A 17,749-nucleotide genomic window follows, 5' to 3' on the forward strand; every position below is an offset into this window, starting at 1 on the left:
GATTTAACCATTCAGTTCGTATTTTTTTAGTAAGATAGCGCAATCTCGGCTATGGGAACCCCTCATCTGGAGGGTGGACTAAATAAGTAGCTGGCAAACCCCAGACCTATCCGGAAGGAGTAATCCCATGTGGACCAAACCTGCTTACACTGACCTGCGTATCGGCTTTGAAGTGACCATGTATTTCGCAAGCCGCTGAGCCTGCTTGCGGTACAACGCCTCGGTCCGCCGGGGCGTTTTTATTTCAGCACGCGGCAGGAGTGGCCATGTACATCCAGATTCTAGGTTCCGCCGCCGGTGGCGGGTTTCCGCAGTGGAACTGCAACTGCGCAAACTGCAAAGGCTTTCGCGACGGCAGCTTGCGCGCCACGGCGCGTACCCAGTCATCGATTGCCCTGTCTGACGATGGCGTTCACTGGGTACTGTGCAACGCCTCGCCGGATATTCGCGCGCAGCTGCAAAGTTTTGCCCCCATGCAACCGGCCCGCGCCCTGCGCGACACCGGCATCAACGCCATCGTCCTGCTCGACAGCCAGATCGACCACACCACCGGTCTGCTCAGCCTGCGCGAAGGTTGCCCGCACCAGGTCTGGTGCACCGACATGGTCCATCAGGACCTGAGCACCGGCTTCCCGCTGTTCACCATGCTCAGCCACTGGAACGGCGGCCTGCAATGGAACCGCATCGAGCTTGAAGGCAGCTTCGTCATCGACGCCTGCCCGAACCTGCGCTTCACCCCCTTCCCGCTGCGCAGCGCCGCACCGCCCTATTCGCCGCACCGCTTCGACCCACACCCGGGCGACAACCTCGGGCTGATGGTCGAGGACCTGCGCAGCGGCGGCAAGCTGTTCTACGCCCCGGGCCTGGGCCAGGTCGACGCCAAGCTGCTGCAGATGATGAGCGAGGCCGACTGCCTGCTGGTCGACGGCACCCTGTGGGAGGATGATGAAATGCAGCGCCGCGGTGTCGGCACCCGCACTGGCCGCGAGATGGGCCACCTGGCGCAGAACGGCCCAGGCGGTATGCTCGAGGTACTGGAAAGCTTCCCGCGCCAGCGCAAGGTGCTTATCCACATCAACAACACCAACCCGATTCTCGACGAGGACTCGGCCGAACGCGCCGAATGTGCCCGGCGCGGCGTCGAAGTGGCCTTCGACGGCATGAGCATCACCCTCTAGGAGCCGACATGAGTGACGCCAAACCGCTGTCCCCCGCCGAATTCGAACAGGCTCTGCGCGCCAAGGGCGCCTATTACCACATCCATCATCCCTACCATGTAGCGATGTATGAAGGCCGTGCGAGCCGCGAGCAGATCCAGGGCTGGGTCGCCAACCGCTTCTACTACCAGGTCAATATTCCGCTGAAGGATGCCGCGATCCTGGCCAATTGCCCGGACCGCGAAATTCGCCGCGAATGGATTCAGCGCCTGCTCGACCATGACGGCGCTCCCGGTGAAGACGGCGGCATCGAAGCCTGGCTACGCCTGGGCCAGGCTGTCGGCCTCGACCCGGAGCAACTGCGCTCCCAGGAACTGGTGCTGCCCGGTGTGCGTTTCGCCGTGGATGCCTACGTCAACTTCGCCCGCCGCGCCAGCTGGCAGGAAGCGGCCAGCAGCTCGCTGACCGAACTGTTCGCCCCACAGATCCACCAGTCGCGCCTGGACAGCTGGCCACAACACTATCCGTGGATCGACCCGGCCGGCTACGAGTACTTCCGCACCCGCTTGGGCCAGGCCCGGCGTGACGTCGAGCATGGGCTGGCGATCACCCTGCAGCACTACACTACCGTTGAGGGTCAGCAGCGCATGCTGGAGATCCTGCAGTTCAAACTGGACATTCTCTGGAGCATGCTCGATGCCATGAGCATGGCCTACGAACTGAACCGCCCGCCGTACCACAGTGTCACCCGCGAAAGGGTCTGGCACAAAGGAATCGCCTTATGAGTTTCGATCGCACGCACGTCCCGGCCTGGCGCCCGGGTTATCGCTTCCAGTACGAACCGGCACAAAAGGCTCATGTGCTGCTGTATCCGGAAGGGATGATCAAGCTCAACGAGAGCGCCGCGCTGATCGGCGGGCTGATCGACGGCCAGCGCGATGTGGCCACGATCATCGCCGAGCTGGACAAGCAGTTCCCCGGTGTACCCGAGCTCGGTGACGACATCGAGCAGTTCATGGAGGTGGCCCGTGCCGAACACTGGATCGAGCTCAAATAACCTGCCGGCAACGCCCGAAGTCGGCCTGCCGCTGTGGCTGCTCGCCGAGCTGACCTACCGTTGCCCGCTACAGTGCCCGTACTGCTCCAACCCCCTGGACTTCGCCGCCCAGGGTCAGGAACTGAGCACCGAGCAGTGGTTCAGGGTCATGGCCGAGGCGCGGGAGATGGGCGCGGCGCAATTGGGGTTTTCCGGTGGTGAGCCGCTGGTGCGCCAGGACCTTGCCGAACTGATCGGCGAAGGCCGGCGCCTGGGCTATTACACCAACCTGATCACCTCCGGCATCGGCCTGACCGAACAGAAGATCGCCGCCTTCAAGGAGGCCGGGCTGGATCATATCCAGATCAGCTTCCAGGCCAGCGACGAACAGGTCAACAACCTGCTGGCCGGCTCGAAGAAGGCCTTCGCGCAGAAGCTGGACATGGCCCGGGCAGTAAAAGCCCATGGCTACCCGATGGTGCTGAACTTCGTCACCCATCGGCACAATATCGACAAGATCGATCGCATCATCGAGCTGTGCGTGGCCCTGGAAGCCGACTTCGTCGAACTGGCTACCTGTCAGTTCTATGGCTGGGCGCACCTCAACCGCGTCGGTCTGCTGCCAACCCGTGCCCAGCTCGAACGCGCCGAGCGCATCACCAACGAATACCGGGCCAAACTGCAGGCCGCCGGCAACCCCTGCAAGCTGATCTTCGTCACCCCGGACTACTACGAAGAGCGCCCCAAGGCTTGCATGAACGGCTGGGGCAGCGTATTCCTCACCGTCACCCCGGACGGCACCGCACTGCCCTGCCACGGCGCCCGGCAGTTGCCAGTACAGTTTCCCAATGTGCGTGAGCACAGCATGCAGCACATCTGGTACGACTCGTTCGGCTTCAACCGCTTTCGCGGTTACGACTGGATGCCCGAGCCATGCCGCTCCTGTGACGAGAAAGAGAAGGACTTCGGTGGCTGCCGCTGCCAGGCGTTCATGCTCACCGGCGACGCCAGCAATGCCGACCCGGTTTGCGCCAAGTCGGCCGAGCACGGCATCATCCTCAAGGCTCGTGAAGACGCCGAGCATGCCCACCAGACCATCGATGAGCTGACCTTCCGTAATGAGCGAAACTCCCGTCTCATTGTCCGCAGCTGAGCGTTTCAGCGCCGCCCAGGCGGTCGCCGCCGGTACCGATTTTGCCGAGCTGCGGGTGACGGCCCAAGGATTGTTCTGGAACGAATTTCGCCCCAGCGATGGCGCCTGCCGGATCTGGCACTGGCGCGATGGCCTGGCCCGTTGCCTGACGCCCAATGGCTTCAGCGTACGCAGCCGGGTCTATGAGTACGGTGGCGGCAGCTTTTGCCTGAGCGACGATGGCCTGGTGTTCGTCAACGAGGCCGACCAGCAGCTGTATACCCAGGACCTCAATGGCGGGTTGCCGCAGCCGTTGTCCGAGGGCGTGCGGCGCTACGGTGATCTGCGCTGGGCCAACGGGCAGGTGCTGGCCGTGGAAGAAAGCCATGGCCCCGGGGCAGTCGCGCATCGCCTGGTCGCCATCGCCAAGGGCAGCCGTGAAGTGCTGGCCGAAGGCGCCGACTTTTACGCCTCACCAACTCTGAGCGCCGATGGCTCGCGCCTGGCCTGGATTGAATGGAGCCGCCCCGAACAACCCTGGACAGCAACCCGGCTGCTTTGCTGCCAACGCCAGGCAGGGGGCCAGTGGGGCACGCCGCGCTGCATCGCCGGTGAAGAGGGCCCGCAACAATCCCTGCAACAACCCCGCTTTGACGCAGCCGGTCGTTTGTATTGCCTGTCCGATCGCAACGGCTATTGGCAACCCTGGGGTGAGACGGCAACAGGCTGGAGCCCATTGCCAGCCGCCGCCGCCGACCATGCCGGTGCACCCTGGCAACTGGGCGCCAGCACCTGGCTGCCGCTGGACGAGCAGCGCTACCTGGCAAGCTGGTTCGATAACGGCTTCAGCCGCTTGGGCGTCTGTCATCTCGATGGTTCAGTAGAGGACTACAGCACAGACTACAGCCGCTTTCGCTGTCTCGACCTGGACGAGCAGCACCTCTATGCCATTGCCGCGTCGGCCATCAGCCCACCCGCCATCATCGCCATCAATCGCCACAACCATAAGGCCCAGGTACTGGCGGGCGGAGCCTTGCCACTGCCCGCCGAACGCATCAGCCGCCCGCAGGCGCTGCGCTATCCCAGCGGTGATGGCATCGCCCATGGCTTTTTCTACCCGGCCATGAACGGTGACGCGCAGCCGCCGCTGCTGGTGTTCATCCATGGCGGCCCGACCTCCGCCTGCTTCCCGGTGCTCGACCCGCGCATCCAGTACTGGACCCAGCGCGGCTTTGCCGTGGCCGATCTCAATTACCGCGGCAGCAGCGGCTACGGCCGTGACTATCGCCAGGCCCTGCACCTGCGCTGGGGAGAGATCGATGTCGAAGATGCCTGCGCGGTGGTCAGCCACCTGGCCGAGCGCCAACTGATCGACCCGCAGCGAGCGTTTATCCGCGGCGGCAGCGCTGGTGGCTACACCACGCTCTGCGCCCTGGCGTTCCACAATGTGTTCCGTGCCGGTGCCAGTCTGTATGGCGTCAGTGATCCGCAGGCCCTGGCCCGGGCCACGCACAAGTTCGAAGGTGATTACCTGGACTGGCTGATCGGTGATCCCGTGGCGGATGCAGAACGCTATCAGCGACGCACGCCGTTGCTGCACGCCTCGAACATCAAGGTGCCGGTGATCTTCTTCCAGGGCGAACTGGACGTTGTCGTGGTGCCGGAGCAGACCCGCTCGATGCTGGACGCCCTGCAAGCCAACGGCATTCACGCCGAAGGGCATTTCTACCCGTCGGAGCGCCACGGTTTTCGCACGGCGAGCAACCTGGCGCATGCGCTGGAGGAGGAGTGGAAGTTTTATCGGCGGGTGCTGGAAGGCAGTTAGATCGCTATCGCGGGTCAAGCCCGCGCCCACAGAACCTGTAGGCGGCAGACAAAAAAACGCCCCAAGCCAAAAACAACAGGCCCGGGGCGATGCGCAGGAACGCGAGACGGTTCGGAAAATTCGTTAGCGCGGTGTATGGATCAGGCCGTGGCCTCGCGCCGCTGGTTTTGCTGCGCCGCATGGACACGGGCGAAGGCTCGGGCCAGGCGCAGGAGCATCTCGTCGATGTTGCCCTTGCTCACTGTCAGCGCCGGGGAGAAACGCAGCACGTCGGCTTGCGGGGCATTCAGTAGCAAGCCTTCCTGCAAGGCGGCCTGGACCAGCTCGGCGGCATTGTCTTCGCTCAGTTGCAAAGCCCAGAGCAGCCCCTGGCCGCGCACCTCGACCTGGCCATAGCGACCGGCCAGACGGCTCAGGCCGTCGCGCAGGTGGCGCCCGGAATCCTGCACATGCTCGAAGAAGCCCGGCTCCAGCACGGTCTCCAGCACCGCCAGGCCCGCCGCACTCATCAATGCATTGCCATGGTGGCTGCCTTCCAGCTCGCCGGCCTCGGCGCAGCAGGCGCTGCCACGAGCCAGCAGGGCCGCCAACGGAACACCACCGCCCAAGCCCTTGCCGAGAGTGAGGATGTCGGCGCGCACGCCATACAGCTGTTCAGCGAGCATCGCCCCGCAGCGGCCGACGCCGGTCTGCACTTCATCGAGAATCAGCAGGATGCCCAGTTCGCGGCACAGCCGCTCGACACCCTGGAGATACGCCTGGGTCGCTGGAATCACGCCCGCTTCGCCCTGGATCGGTTCGAGCATGATTGCCACGGTGCGCGAATCGACCGCCGCATGCAGCGCCTCAAGGTCGTTGAACGGCACCTTGCTGAAGCCCGGCAACCCCGGCTCGCAGCGGTTGCACGGCGAGGGGTCGGAAGCCGACAGCGCGCCCAGGCTGCGGCCATGACAGCTCTGGCTGGCAGTGATGATGTGATAGGCGCCGTTGCGGTGCAGTTGGCCCCATTTGCGCGCCAGCTTGATCGCTCCTTCGCAGGCTTCGGCGCCGCTGTTGAGCAGGTAGGCCTGATCACTGCCGGTGCTTTCGCACAGGCGACTGACCAGGTTCAACAGGCCGCGGTTATGAAAACCCGCGCCCGGATTGATCAGCGCCTGCGCCTGGCTGCCCAGGGCTTTGACCAGCACACTGGGGCTGTGACCGAGGCTGTTGACTGCGCAGCCCTGGGTGAAATCCAGATACGCGTGGCCTTCGCTGTCCCACAGCCATGAACCCTGGCCACGGACGAACACCTGTGGCGCGCGCTCGACGGCGGGCATCAGGTATTCGCGCGACACGGCTTGTGCAGGTTGCGCCACAACGGCTGCGACCTTGCGCTCGGCCACGGCCGCAGCCGGGCGGCGCAGGTTGAACAGGTTCATGCGCGCAGCCCCTCGAGCGGCAGGCCAAGCAGACGCGCGGTCCAGTCTTCGACCTGACCGGTACGCAGACGCTTGATCGCGATATCGCGCCAGCGTGACGAGAGTGCCGGACAATCCACCAGCTTTTTCAAACCTGCATGCTCCAAAGGCTCACGGTAAAAAGTGCGCAGTGCCCAGGCCACGGTCAAGCCCGGATAACTACGTTGAATCAGTTCAAAGGGCTCATCGGCGCTGACGAAACCAGGCTTGAGCACCCGGTAGAACCAACCACAACGGCCACTGTCCTGCGCCTGTTGCGGCAGGTTCGGCAAGCCCCAGCGATGGCTCAGGCGATAGCACGGCGAGCGCGGCTGACTGACCTGCAACAGCGCCCCGCCCCAGCGGAACAAATCGCCCAGGCACACCTGGTGTTCATCCAGGCCGCGGGTCGAGAGGTTTTCGCCGAAACCCGGGGCGCGCCAATCGATCTGTGGATAACGTTGCCGCCACCAGGCGTAGTGCTCGGCCGGGTAATGGTGCAAAGCCCGTTCAGGGCCGGTGTGAAAGCGTGGGTCGCCGTGTTCGTCGCTCCCCAGCCCCTGTGGCCATAACCACAACCGTCTTGCAACCTCCTGCTTATCGATATCAGTCAACAAGCCATGCCCGAGGTTTTTTGCCTTGCCTATGTAAACGCCATCCACATACACGGTATTCATCGCGCCTTCTGGCCCTGTAAACCTTGTGAATACGGGATAGACTAGGCTTCTTGCAGGCTAACGGCCATTTGGTTTTTCGAGCATTTTTGATAAGTAACTCTTATGGATTTTCGCCAACTGCGTTATTTCGTCGCGGTGTATGAAGAAGGCCACGTTGGCCGGGCCGCCGAGCGCCTGTCACTGTCGCAACCGGCGCTTTCGCAGCAGATCCGCCAACTTGAGCAAAACCTCGATGTGAGCCTGTTCGAGCGCGGCAACAAGCGCCTGTTGCCGACCCTGGCCGCGCACACCCTGTACAACCACGCCCTGCCCTTGCTCGACGGCCTGCAGCGCGCTCGCGAGGCACTGCGCAACTTCAAGGGCCAGGCGTTGCGTACCCTGGCCATTGGCGTCCTGCAAACCGTGCGCCCAAGCCTGGTACCGCAGCTGCTCGACCGGGTGCGCAAGGCGCAGCCGCATCTGGTGGTACAGATCTACGAACTGTCGGGCCTGGAAATCGAACGGCGCCTGCTCAATGGCAGCCTGGACATCGGCATCAGCTACCTGCCACCGCGCCAGCCAGGCCTGCATGGGCTGTTGTTGTACGAAGACGAACTGCAATTGGTCATCCCCAATACCCATCCCCTACGTGAATTCAAGAAGGTCTCGATGAAGCAGGCTGCCGAGCTGCCGATGCTCTTGCTCGGCGAAGAATTCCAGGTGCGGCAGATCTGGCAGTCGCAACTGGCCAACCTGGGCCGGCGGCCGCAGGTGCAGGCCGAGATGAACAACATGGGCGGGATTCTCGACAGCCTGGCGCATACCTCACTGGCAACCGTGTTGCCGGGGCGCGCCAAGGAAGTGGTCGAAGATGACCAGGAACTGCTGTGGAAGCCGCTGAGCGAGCCGCGAGTGCCGCTGAAGATCGGCCTGGTGTTTCGCGATGCGCAGCGCCAGCAGGCGTCGGTGGAGCTGCTGCGCAATCTGCTGGAAGAAGAAGCCGACCCGCGGCAGATCGGGGGGTCGCCGCTGGATGTGCTGGGCTGAGGTCAAATCGCAGGCAAAAGAAAACCCCGCCGAAGCGGGGCTTTGCAGACTGTTTCCCTGACATCCTTTTCGCCCCACCATCCTGGCAGGAATCCTTCGTGTCCGTGTTCTGTACTTTGCGCTTCCTGCGCTACGTCCATGTAAGAAGATTAACTGTGGATCCAATCTTTCGATAGAGGCGAAAAGTCACCACGCAATGTAAGAGAATGCTTACAAACTACTATCACGCTCAAAACTGCGCGGCATCCAGCAAGTACAGCGACTCGCTACCGGCTTTAACCGAAGCGCTGAGCGAGTGGATACGCGGCAGCAAACGGGCGAAATAGAAGCGTGCGGTGCCCAGCTTGCTGGCATAGAAGTCGTCTTCGCCTTGCTTGGCCAAGGCCGTACGGGCCATCAGCGCCCACATGTAGGCATAAGCGGTATAGCCGAATGCCTGCAGGTATTCCACCGATGCCGCGCCGATTTCATTCGGGTTGTTTTTGGCCCGATCCAGCACCCAGGCGGTCAGGTCGTCGAGGTTGTCCAGGGCTGCATTGAGCGGTTTGACGAATTCACCCAGGTCGCTGCCGGCGCTGGCGGTGAAGTGACGGATTTCGTCGGCAAACAGCTTGTACAGCGCGCCGCCGCTACCGACCACCTTGCGCCCCATCAGGTCGAGGGCCTGGATACCGTTGGTGCCTTCGTAGATCTGGGTGATGCGCACATCACGTACCAGTTGCTCCTGGCCCCACTCACGGATGTAACCATGGCCGCCGAACACTTGCTGGCCATGTACCGCCGACTCCAGGCCCAGGTCGGTGAGGAATGCCTTGGCTACCGGGGTCAGCAGCGCCACCAGCTCTTCGGCGCGTTTGCGCGTGTCGGCGTCTTCGCTGAACTTGGCGGTATCCAGTTGCATCGCGACATACGTGGAGAACGCTCGCCCGCCTTCATTGAGAGCCTTCATGGTCAACAGCATGCGCCGTACATCCGGGTGGACAATGATCGGGTCAGCGACCTTGTCCTTGGCTTGCGGGCCGGTCGGCGCACGGCTCTGCAAGCGGTCGCGCGCATACTCGATGGCGTTCTGGTAAGAGCGCTCGGCCGAGGCCAGGCCCTGGATACCTACGCCCAGGCGCTCGTAGTTCATCATGGTGAACATCGCCGCCAGGCCCTTGTTCGGCTCGCCGACCAGGTAACCGACCGCATCGTCGAAGTTCATCACGCAGGTGGCCGACGCCTGGATGCCCATCTTGTGCTCGATCGAGCCGCAGTTGGCCGGGTTGCTCGCACCCAGGCTACCATCGGCGTTGACCAGGAACTTCGGCACCAGGAACAGGGAAATGCCCTTCGGCCCGGCGGGCGCGTCCGGCAGCTTGGCCAGCACCAGGTGAATGATGTTCTCGGTGAGATCGTGTTCGCCACCGGTGATGAATATCTTCGTGCCGCTGACCTTGTAGCTGCCATCCGCCTGCGGCTCGGCCTTGGTGCGGATGATGCCCAGGTCGGTGCCGGCGTGAGGCTCGGTCAGGCACATGGAACCGGCCCAGACACCGGCGTACATGTTCGGCAGGTACTTTTCCTTCAGCGCTTCGCTGGCGTGGGCATTGATCGACAGGCAGGCACCAGCCGTCAGCATCGGGTACAGGCCAAAGGCCAGGCTGGACGAGTTGACCATTTCCTCGACCTGGGCCGAGATCACTTTAGGCATGCCCATGCCGCCATAGGCAGGGTCGCCACCGACGCCAACCCAGCCGCCTTCGGCGTAGGTTTTGTAAGCCTCGATGAAACCGGCCGGGGTACTCACCGCGCCGTTATCCCAGTGGCAACCTTCTTCGTCACCACTGCGGCTCAGCGGCGCGATGCTCTTGCTGGTGACCTTGCCGGCTTCTTCCAGCACCGCCAGGGCGGTGTCTTCGTCCACCGCTTCGGCAATACCGGGCAACTGCGCCCAGAGCTTGGAGACTTCGAAGACTTCATTGAGGACGAAGCGCATATCGCGCAGCGGCGCTTTATAGTCAGCCATGGCAACCTCTCATATTAGAGTCGGGGACGGCCTGCAGGGCCGCGTCACTGTTATGCAGCCAGTGTACCCGAACAACTTTTGCGAGACATAGGGTCATCTGGCGACTGAATAGTCTATTTCGGTCACGCCATGCGTACCGCACCACGCCTGGCCTGAACGCCATAAGCCATGACGCAGTTACGGCCGGCGCCCTTGGCGCTGTACAGAGCCTGGTCTGCAGACTTGAGCACTTCGTCGGGTGAGCGATGATCGGCCAGGCGCTCACTGACGCCGATACTGATAGTCACCGACACACTGGAAGCCGCCGACGCGCCACGGCGCTGGCGCCCTTGCTGGTCGTCATGGGGACGGCTGTCCTGGTTGCGCAACTGGATGTTGTAGTTGGCGATCACCTCACGCACGGCCTCAAGATGCGGCATGCACTCTTCAATGCTTTTGCCGGCGAACACCACGGCAAACTCCTCACCACCATAACGATAGGCCCGGCCGCCGCCTGTGACCTTGGAAAGCTTGCTGGCCACCAGACGCAGCACCTGGTCGCCAACGTCGTGACCATGGGTGTCGTTGAATTTCTTGAAGTGATCGACGTCGGTCATCGCCAACACATAATTGCGCCCCAGGCGCTGCATGCGTTCGTTGAGCGCGCGACGGCCGGGCAAACCGGTCAGCTCATCGCGAAAGGCCATTTGATAAGCCTCATGGGACACCGCCGCGGCAATCATCAGCATCACCTGGCTGCACATGATGTTCAGGGTAAAGGGCAGGATGAAGGTCTTGGGCAGCATCCAGAAGATACCGATCAGGCCAATCACCTGCGCCGCATGCAAGGGCCTTGGCTGGCGCAGGTACTGCACCACCAGCAGGATGAACGCGCAGAAGAACACCGGGTAGGCCAGCTGGATCAAGCTCATCCATTGGCCGTGTAATGACGGCCAGCGAATCTCTGCCAGCCAACCGAGCAGGGCCTGGGGGAAGCTCTGCTCCAGGCCCAGGGCGACGCTGCCGACCGCCAGCAGCACGGCAAAGCGCGCGACCATGTCCTGGAACAGGTGCGTACGCTCCTGCCAGGCGCCATACAGGGCAAACATCAGCGGCAACAGCAGGCAGACCAGGTGGAACACCACTGCCGCATCTTCTCGGACCCGGCCATTGTCACGGTAGAAATCAGTCTGGGTATCGAGCAGGAAGTAGGCGATATACACCGTGATCATCAGAAACAGTTCACGCTGGCGGCGGTACACGGCGCAGTAGGCGCCGCCCAGCAACAGGACCAGAGTGGGCAGGACATTGAACAGCGACGTGAAGAACACATTGAGGTCTCTCACGTAAGCGGCCGCGAGCCCTGACACCAGCAGACAGGCTGAAGGCAGGAAGTGGCTCAGGCGTACAGCGGATAAACGAAACAAGGGTAATCTCCGACCCGGCAGATCAATAATGGCATTGTGCCTTTAATGTATCGGCCGCACACATGAATAGATGAATTCACTTGGTCGGAACGGTGGGGTGGGAGCAAATGCAAAAAAAAACGCCTGCCGATAAGGGCAGGCGTTTTTTGTTACAGCCGTTGAATCAGTACGAGAGACCGAAGTGCTCTTCGTTCATGTCCATCAGGTTGTTGGCGCCCGACAGCATGGTTGCCACGTGGGTACGGGTACGCGGCAGGATGCGCTGGAAGTAGAAGCGCGCGGTCTGCAGCTTGGCGGTGTAGAACGCTTCCTCAGTGGTGCCGGCAGCCAGTTTCTCGGCAGCCAGGCGCGCCATGTCGGCCCAGAAGTAAGCCAGGCAGGCGTAACCGGAGTACATCAGGTAGTCCACCGAAGCGGCACCGACTTCTTCGCGGTCTTTCATCGCAGCCATACCGACCTTCATGGTCAGCTCGCCCCACTCTTTGTTCAGTTGGGCCAGCGGTGCTACGAACTCGCTGATCGCTTCGTTGCCTTCGTTGCCCTGGCAGAACTTGTGCACGATCTTGGTGAAGCCCTTGAGCGCTTCGCCCTGGGTCATCAGCACTTTACGGCCGAGCAGGTCCAGCGCCTGGATGCCGGTGGTGCCTTCGTACAGCATCGAGATACGGCTGTCGCGAACGTTCTGCTCCATGCCCCACTCGGCGATGAAGCCGTGGCCGCCATAGATCTGCACACCGTGGTTGGCCGCTTCGAAGCCGACTTCGGTCATGAACGCCTTGGCGATCGGCGTCATGAAGGCCAGCAGTGCGTCGGCTTTCTTCTTCTCTTCTTCGTCCTGGCTGTACTTGACGATGTCCACCTGCTTGGCGGTGAAGTAGACCATGGCGCGGTTGCCTTCGGCGAACGCCTTCATGGTCAGCAGCATGCGCCGTACGTCCGGGTGAACGATGATCGGGTCAGCGGCTTTGTCCGGCGCTTTCGGGCCCGTCAGCGAGCGCATTTGCAGACGGTCGCGAGCGTATTTCAGGCCGCCCTGGAACGCCACTTCAGCGTGGGCCAGGCCTTGCAGCGCGGTACCCAGGCGAGCCGTGTTCATGAAGGTGAACATGCAGTTCAGGCCTTTGTTGGCCGGGCCGATCAGGTAGCCGGTAGCCGCGTCGAAGTTCATCACGCAGGTGGCGTTGCCGTGGATGCCCATCTTGTGTTCGATGGAACCACAGGACACGGCGTTGCGCTCACCGACGGTGCCTTCGGCGGTCGGCAGGAACTTCGGCACGATGAACAGCGAAATGCCTTTGGTGCCAGCCGGCGCATCGGGCAGGCGGGCCAGGACGATGTGGACGATGTTGTCGGCCATGTCGTGCTCACCGGCCGAGATGAAGATCTTGGTGCCGGTGACTTTGTAGGAGCCGTCGGCCTGAGGTTCGGCCTTGGTGCGCAGCATGCCCAGGTCGGTACCGCAGTGTGGCTCGGTCAGGCACATGGTGCCGGTCCATTCGCCGGATACCAGCTTGGTCAGGTAGGTCTCCTGTTGCTCGGCGGTGCCGTGCTCGGAGATGGTGTTCATCGCGCCATGAGACAGGCCAGGGTACATACCCCAGGACCAGTTCGACTCACCGACCATTTCGCTGACCGCCAGGCCCAGCGACTCAGGCAAGCCCTGGCCGCCGTGCTCGACGTCATGGGCCAGGCTTGGCCAGCCGCCTTCGACGAACTGCTTGTAGGCTTCCTTGAAGCCGCTCGGGGTTTTGACCCCCGACTCGCTCCAGGTGCAGCCTTCGAGGTCGCCGACACGGTTCAGCGGGGCCAGTACCTGTTCACAAAACTTGGCGCCTTCCTCGAGGATGGCGTCAACCATGTCCGGGGTGGCGTCCTGGCAAGCCGGCAGGCTCTGATAATGCGCTTCGTAGCCGAGCAGCTCGTCACGAACGAAGCGAATATCACGCAAGGGGGCTTTGTAATCAGGCATAGCGATGAACCTCTGCTGATGAATCCTGGATAGGGAGACCGCGATATACCGACCAGCTCTAGGCGGCTTTCGGTCAAACAGTTGTTTGAAACATACGTTTACGCCGAAAACTTGTCAAGCATCAAGCAGAGGGCAGTTCGGCCATGCCAGACTGCGCGATTGCCCTGGCAAAACACCTCGCAAACGCGCAGCCGAGCGCCCGCCAGCAAGGGCAAAGCGCTGATACATAAAGACTAGTTGAAGGCTCACAGAGAGCGAGCCGAAGGGGGTCAGGCGTAGGTATCGATCAGGGTACCAAGCATTTCGTCCGATGCTTTGGCCACTTTGACACCCAATTCGACCTGATGCTTGCCCAGCGCCATTTCGACGGTGCTGGTGGCCAGGTCCATTTGCTGGCTGCGATCGACCGCACGCAGGCGCTCGGCCTGATAGTCGCTGGACTGGCTGGTGGCGGCACGCTCGACGGTGGTGTTGGCGATCTGGCTGGCAGCCTGATCGACGCGACTCTGCCCGGCCTGGATGGCGCCAAGCCCTGCGTAGAATGCTGAGTTGCCCGAGATTTCCATGTCGAAACTCCATGACGCTGAAAGCGAACAGCCTCTATTGAAGCAGACTTGCCGGCAAAAGGCCCGTTGAAAACACTAATAGCAAAGTGCCACACGATAGACACGCGTCAGTCCAGCAGGTCCAGTTGCAGGTACGCCGCTACCGCTTGCGCGCTGACTTGCTTGAGCTTGGGCACCCGCCCCAGGCACGGCGCCGGTAAACGCTCGGCGAGGCTGGCGAGGTTTTCTTCCAGCCGCGAGGTGCGCGGCTCGACAATGTTGGCGACCCAGCCAGCCAGTTGCAGGCCATCGCGGGCAATGGCTTCGGCCGTGAGCAAGGCATGGTTGATGCAGCCCAGGCGCACACCGACCACCAGAATCACCGGCAGCTTCAGGGCAACGGCCAGGTCCGACAGATTGGCCTGGCCGGACAGCGGCACGCGCCAGCCACCAGCACCTTCGATCAGGGTGAAATCGGCACCGTTGGCCAACACCTCGCGCATCGGTGTCAGCAAGGCCTGCACGCTCAAGGCGACGCCGGCTTCCCGTGCAGCCAGGTGCGGGGCAATGGCCGGTTCGAAAGCGAACGGATTGACCTGTTCATAGGGCAACTTGAGCGAGCTTTCGGCAATCAGCGCCATGGCGTCGGCATTACGCAAGCCTTTGCTGCTGAGCTCGCAACCAGACGCCATAGGTTTGGCACCCAGGGTACTCAACCCGGCCAGGCGTGCAGCATGCAGCAGGCCGGCGGCGATGGTGGTCTTGCCAACGTCGGTGTCGGTCCCTGCGATGAAATAGGCCGGGTTCATCTCACTCCCCTTCTACCGACGGCTTTTGCAGTACACCGTAGACCACCTGATAGGTCGCCGGTAGTCCCAGGGGCTGACGGAAGCCCTCATACGCCTGCAGCAGGCCCTGCATCCGTGCCCGCCCGGTCAGCCCGGCCGGGCGCCCCGGGTTGAGGTTGTGAGCACCGAGGGCCTTGAGCTCGTGGGTCAGGCTGCGCACATCCGGGTAGTGCAACACATGGGGCCGAGCCGCCAGGCTCAGCACCTGCAGTTCGCTTTCGCCACACAGGCGTTGATAGTCCTCAAGGCGCCGAAAACGATTGACGTGCACCAGGCCATCGACCGCCTGCCAGCTTTCGCGCAGCTCATGCAGGGTGCCGACGCAAAGGCTGGCAAAAGCCAATACACCGCCCGGTTGCAGGACACGCCGGGCCTCGCTGAGCACGGCGCGAAAATCGCCACACCATTGCACCGCCAGGCTGCTGAAGATCAGCTCGACGCTGGCATCTCGCAGCGGCAAGCGCTCGGCGTCGCCAGCCACATGGTGGTGCGCCCCGCCCTGCTCCCGCGCGTGCTGGAGCATGCCTTCGGCAATATCCACAGCCACACCGGCGGCTTGGGGAAAACGGCTGTTCAGGGCGCGGCTGAAGTAGCCGGTACCGCTGCCCAGGTCCAGCCAGCGTTGCGGCTCGAAAGCAGCGGGCAACTGTTCAAGCAGCGCCGCGCCCACCGCCCGCTGCAGTTCGGCGACGCTGTCGTAGCTGGCGGCAGCGCGGGAGAACGACGCTGCGACCTGACGTTTATCGGGCAAGCCGCCGGGCAAGCCCGGCTGGGAAAGATCAGTCATCGCCACTCTCATGTACAAAGGCCTTGATTGCTGCCGCCAACTCATGAGGTGTTTCCATCACAAAACCATGAGCACTGTCTTCCAGCAGCCCGACTTCCACATCGGGCAGTATCTCCAGCAGTTCGCCGGCGACCTCCGCCGGCACCAGCCCGTCACGCCCGGCAAACAGGTGCAATTGCGGACCGCCATAGCGCTGCAGCGCGGCGCGGGTATCGAGCTGGCCAAGGACTTCGAGCCCCGCCACCAACACTTCCGGAGCCGGGGCTGGCATCCCCGCGCTGAGCAGGCGGGCCAGGCTGCGCGGGTCTTCGGCGCCCTGGCTGCACAACGAAACGAAGCGTTTGAGGGTGACCTGGGTGTGATAGCGGCAACCTTCGAGGAAGGTCTGGAAGGTATCCACCGCCATGCCATGCGGCCAGTCCGGGCGGCTGACAAAACTGAGGTTGCTGCCCAGGGTGATCAACCCATGGCAGTCATCGCCGCGCCGTGCGGCCAGTTCGGCGGCGAGCATGCCACCCAGCGACCAGCCGCCCAGCCAGGCATTGCGCGGCAACTGCCGATCGAGTTTGTCGAGCCAGTCCTCGGGGTTGCTGGACACCAGGCTGGGCAAGGCCTGGATTTCGACCCGCAAGCCAGGGTCGATGGCCCGCAAGGTCGCCACCAAGGGCTGCAAGGCAGAACTGCCCAGGCCCCAGCCCGGCAACAGGATCAGATGGTTACGCATCAGCAGGCTCCAGCAGCGGATAACAGTCAGCCAATGCATTCAACAATAGCTGCACCTGCGCCGGGCTGTGTGCCGCGCTCAAGGTCACACGCAAGCGGGCGCTGCCGGCAGGCACGGTCGGCGGACGGATCGCGGTGACCAGCAAGCCACGCTCGCGAAGCATCTGCGACAGGCGCAAGGCCCGCGTGCTGTCGCCGATCAGGATCGGCTGGATCGGCGTGAAGCTGTCCATCAGTTGCAGGCCGATCTGCTCGGCGCCGCTACGAAACTGCTGAATCAACGCCGCCAGGTGCTCGCGACGCCAATGCTCGCCGCGCAGCAGTTCCAGGCTGCGCAGGGTGGCGCACGCCAGGGCCGGAGGCTGGCTGGTGGTATAGATGTAGGGCCGGGCGAACTGGATCAGGCACTCGATCAGCTCATCGCTGCCGGCGACAAATGCACCCGCGGTGCCGCAGGCTTTGCCCAAGGTGCCAATCAGCACCGGCACCTGCTCAAGGCTCAGGCCGAAATGCTCGACGATACCGCCGCCATTGCGCCCCAGGGTGCCCAGGCCATGGGCATCGTCGACCATCAGCCAGGCGTCGCGGGCATTGGCCACCGCAGCCAGGGCAGGCAAATCGGCCAGATCACCGTCCATGCTGAACACCCCGTCGGTCACCACCAGGGTGTTGCCGACGGCCTTGTCCAGGCGGTTGGCGAGGCTTTCGGCATCGTTGTGCAGGTAGCGATTGAAACGCGCACCGCTGAGCAGGCCGGCATCGAGCAGCGAGGCATGGTTGAGACGGTCCTGCAGCACCGTGTCGCCCTGCCCGACCAGCGCCGTCAATGCACCCAGGTTGGCCATGTAGCCGGTGGAAAACAGCAGCGCCCGCGGCCGCCCGGTCAATTCGGCCAAGGCTTCTTCCACCGCGTGATGGGGGCTGCTGTGGCCGATCACCAGGTGCGAAGCACCGCCGCCGACACCCCAGCGCTCGGCACCGGCGCGCCAGGCTGCGATCACTTGCGGATGATTGGCCAGGCCCAGGTAGTCGTTGCTGCAAAACGCCAACAACGGCTGGCCATCGACCACCACTTCCGGGCCCTGCGGGCTTTCCAGCAGCGGGCGCCGACGGTACAGGTCAGCGGCGCGGCGTTGCTCCAGCCGCGCGCGAAGATCAAAAGCCATGGCTG

17 protein-coding genes are annotated in these 17,749 nt (G+C 63.0%); 7 read left to right on the top strand and 10 right to left on the bottom strand.

Annotation, left to right across the window (positions count from 1 at the left end):
• Nucleotides 1–127: 127 nt before the first annotated feature.
• The 6 genes from pqqA (at nt 128) to PspR32_RS23815 (ending at nt 5,150) form a co-directional block, all read left to right on the top strand.
• The gene (gene pqqA, locus PspR32_RS23790; RefSeq protein WP_008365141.1) at nt 128–199 is read left to right on the top strand and encodes a pyrroloquinoline quinone precursor peptide PqqA; all 72 of its coding nucleotides are present in this window, start codon (nt 128–130) and stop codon (nt 197–199) included.
• A 67-nt stretch (nt 200–266) separates the two neighbouring features.
• The gene (gene pqqB, locus PspR32_RS23795; RefSeq protein ID WP_036995044.1) at nt 267–1,178 is read left to right on the top strand and encodes a pyrroloquinoline quinone biosynthesis protein PqqB; all 912 of its coding nucleotides are present in this window, start codon (nt 267–269) and stop codon (nt 1,176–1,178) included.
• Nucleotides 1,179–1,186: 8 nt separating this feature from the next.
• Nucleotides 1,187–1,942 (top strand): pyrroloquinoline-quinone synthase PqqC, encoded by a 756-nt coding sequence (gene pqqC, locus PspR32_RS23800; RefSeq protein WP_010221421.1) that lies wholly within the window; start codon nt 1,187–1,189, stop codon nt 1,940–1,942.
• Entirely contained in the window at nt 1,939–2,214 is a 276-nt protein-coding gene (gene pqqD / locus PspR32_RS23805) for a pyrroloquinoline quinone biosynthesis peptide chaperone PqqD (protein WP_036995043.1), read from the top strand. The genes pqqC and pqqD overlap by 4 nt, the downstream gene beginning before the upstream one ends.
• Complete coding sequence (pqqE, locus tag PspR32_RS23810; RefSeq protein ID WP_159389246.1) at nt 2,186–3,346, top strand: pyrroloquinoline quinone biosynthesis protein PqqE; 1,161 nt, start codon at nt 2,186–2,188, stop codon at nt 3,344–3,346. The genes pqqD and pqqE overlap by 29 nt, the downstream gene beginning before the upstream one ends.
• Nucleotides 3,312–5,150 carry a S9 family peptidase gene (locus PspR32_RS23815; RefSeq protein WP_159389247.1) on the top strand — a complete coding sequence of 613 codons (1,839 nt, stop codon included), beginning with the start codon at nt 3,312–3,314 and terminating at the stop codon, nt 5,148–5,150. Before pqqE ends, PspR32_RS23815 begins: the two co-directional genes overlap by 35 nt.
• Nucleotides 5,151–5,290: 140 nt before the next feature.
• On the opposite strand, the gene PspR32_RS23820 is transcribed toward PspR32_RS23815, so the two are convergent.
• Together PspR32_RS23820 and PspR32_RS23825 are read right to left on the bottom strand one after the other, a co-directional pair.
• A complete protein-coding gene (locus PspR32_RS23820) occupies nt 5,291–6,571 on the bottom strand; it encodes an aspartate aminotransferase family protein (RefSeq protein WP_010221416.1) in 1,281 nt (426 codons plus the stop codon).
• Nucleotides 6,568–7,266 (bottom strand): MOSC domain-containing protein, encoded by a 699-nt coding sequence (locus tag PspR32_RS23825; RefSeq protein ID WP_026001208.1) that lies wholly within the window; start codon nt 7,264–7,266, stop codon nt 6,568–6,570. The genes PspR32_RS23820 and PspR32_RS23825 overlap by 4 nt, the downstream gene beginning before the upstream one ends.
• A gap of 102 nt (nt 7,267–7,368) precedes the next feature.
• Between PspR32_RS23825 and PspR32_RS23830 the strand changes: the two genes are divergently transcribed.
• Nucleotides 7,369–8,292, top strand: coding sequence for a LysR family transcriptional regulator (locus PspR32_RS23830; protein WP_010221414.1), 924 nt, complete (start codon nt 7,369–7,371; stop codon nt 8,290–8,292).
• Nucleotides 8,293–8,521: 229 nt separating this feature from the next.
• Here the strand turns inward: PspR32_RS23830 and PspR32_RS23835 are convergent, their stop codons facing one another.
• The 8 genes from PspR32_RS23835 to bioF all read right to left on the bottom strand — a co-directional run bounded on the left by PspR32_RS23835 (nt 8,522) and on the right by bioF (nt 17,744).
• A complete protein-coding gene (locus tag PspR32_RS23835) occupies nt 8,522–10,300 on the bottom strand; it encodes an acyl-CoA dehydrogenase C-terminal domain-containing protein (RefSeq protein ID WP_159389248.1) in 1,779 nt (592 codons plus the stop codon).
• Between the two features lie 122 nt (nt 10,301–10,422).
• Complete coding sequence (locus tag PspR32_RS23840) at nt 10,423–11,706, bottom strand: GGDEF domain-containing protein (protein ID WP_026001207.1); 1,284 nt, start codon at nt 11,704–11,706, stop codon at nt 10,423–10,425.
• A 163-nt stretch (nt 11,707–11,869) separates the two neighbouring features.
• On the bottom strand, nt 11,870–13,675 hold the full coding sequence (locus PspR32_RS23845; RefSeq protein WP_010221411.1) for a phenylacyl-CoA dehydrogenase: 1,806 nt from the start codon (nt 13,673–13,675) through the stop codon (nt 11,870–11,872).
• A gap of 269 nt (nt 13,676–13,944) precedes the next feature.
• The gene (locus PspR32_RS23850) at nt 13,945–14,241 is read right to left on the bottom strand and encodes a hypothetical protein (RefSeq protein WP_036995041.1); all 297 of its coding nucleotides are present in this window, start codon (nt 14,239–14,241) and stop codon (nt 13,945–13,947) included.
• A gap of 107 nt (nt 14,242–14,348) precedes the next feature.
• Nucleotides 14,349–15,029 (bottom strand): dethiobiotin synthase, encoded by a 681-nt coding sequence (gene bioD, locus PspR32_RS23855; RefSeq protein WP_159389249.1) that lies wholly within the window; start codon nt 15,027–15,029, stop codon nt 14,349–14,351.
• 1 nt (nt 15,030) lies between these two features.
• Nucleotides 15,031–15,855 (bottom strand): malonyl-ACP O-methyltransferase BioC, encoded by an 825-nt coding sequence (gene bioC, locus PspR32_RS23860; RefSeq protein ID WP_159389250.1) that lies wholly within the window; start codon nt 15,853–15,855, stop codon nt 15,031–15,033.
• On the bottom strand, nt 15,848–16,579 hold the full coding sequence (locus tag PspR32_RS23865) for an alpha/beta fold hydrolase (RefSeq protein ID WP_036995039.1): 732 nt from the start codon (nt 16,577–16,579) through the stop codon (nt 15,848–15,850). The genes bioC and PspR32_RS23865 overlap by 8 nt, the downstream gene beginning before the upstream one ends.
• Nucleotides 16,572–17,744 (bottom strand): 8-amino-7-oxononanoate synthase, encoded by a 1,173-nt coding sequence (bioF, locus tag PspR32_RS23870; RefSeq protein WP_010221405.1) that lies wholly within the window; start codon nt 17,742–17,744, stop codon nt 16,572–16,574. The genes PspR32_RS23865 and bioF overlap by 8 nt, the downstream gene beginning before the upstream one ends.
• Nucleotides 17,745–17,749: the final 5 nt, after the last annotated feature.

Origin of the sequence: Pseudomonas sp. R32, from assembly GCF_009866705.1 — a bacterium.
In the GTDB taxonomy this organism is placed as follows: Bacteria; Pseudomonadota; Gammaproteobacteria; order Pseudomonadales; family Pseudomonadaceae; genus Aquipseudomonas; species Aquipseudomonas donghuensis.